The organism is Arthrobacter sp. Y81 (assembly GCF_002929335.1).
In the GTDB taxonomy this organism is placed as follows: Bacteria; Actinomycetota; Actinomycetes; order Actinomycetales; family Micrococcaceae; genus Arthrobacter.
Genome location: NZ_PJIL01000072.1, coordinates 1 through 645, shown reverse-complemented (window position 1 = coordinate 645; position 645 = coordinate 1). Strand labels below are relative to the sequence as shown.

1 protein-coding gene is annotated in these 645 nt (G+C 61.9%); it reads left to right on the top strand.

What is annotated here, in order from left to right; translation table 11 throughout:
* Window positions 1–486, top strand: a 486-nt coding sequence (locus CXQ91_RS24965; protein WP_181039041.1) for a hypothetical protein, incomplete at its 5' end; no start/stop codon positions are given.
* Window positions 487–645: the final 159 nt, after the last annotated feature.

The following is a 645-nucleotide window of genomic DNA, read 5'->3' as shown; positions in this document are numbered from 1 at the left end:
CTGCGCGACCCGCGTACCAGTTTCGTCACTGAGGAGTCGGTCTACGGGACCCTTCTGGTCAGTGGAATGATTGTGGTTTCGGGCGGCTACGGCGCCAGCGCCTGGCAGACGTTCCTGAGCGTTCTGGGGACAGTGATCGTGTTCTGGGTCGCTCACGTGTACGCCGGCACGGTGGCAAGTCACGGTGTCCGCGAGGGAGATGAGACTACCCTCGGCCAAGCGTTCCGACATTCGCTTCGGCGCTCGGTCGGATTCCTCACCTCTGCGCTGCTGCCGTCTGCGGTGCTGTTGTTTGGGGCGCTCCGAGTCATCCCGGATGCCCTGACGATCTGGGCGGCGCTCTGGCTGGGCGTCGTGATTCTTGGCGCGCTCGGCTACAGCGCATTCGCGCTCCGAGGCAGCAGCTGGCCAACCCGCATCCTAGGATGTCTTGGCACGGCGGCACTCGGCGTGGCCATGTTCTTGCTGAACGCGATAATTCACTAGCGCTTTGCAGCATCACCCTCGAAGAATGATGCGCGCCAAGTACCTGAGCGCTAATTTTGTCTTAGTACCGCGTCCACGCAGCTAAGCCAGAATTCACAGGGACGTCCACGCAGCTAAGCCAGAATTCACAGGGAAGGGTACCCACGTGAGCCAGCCCGT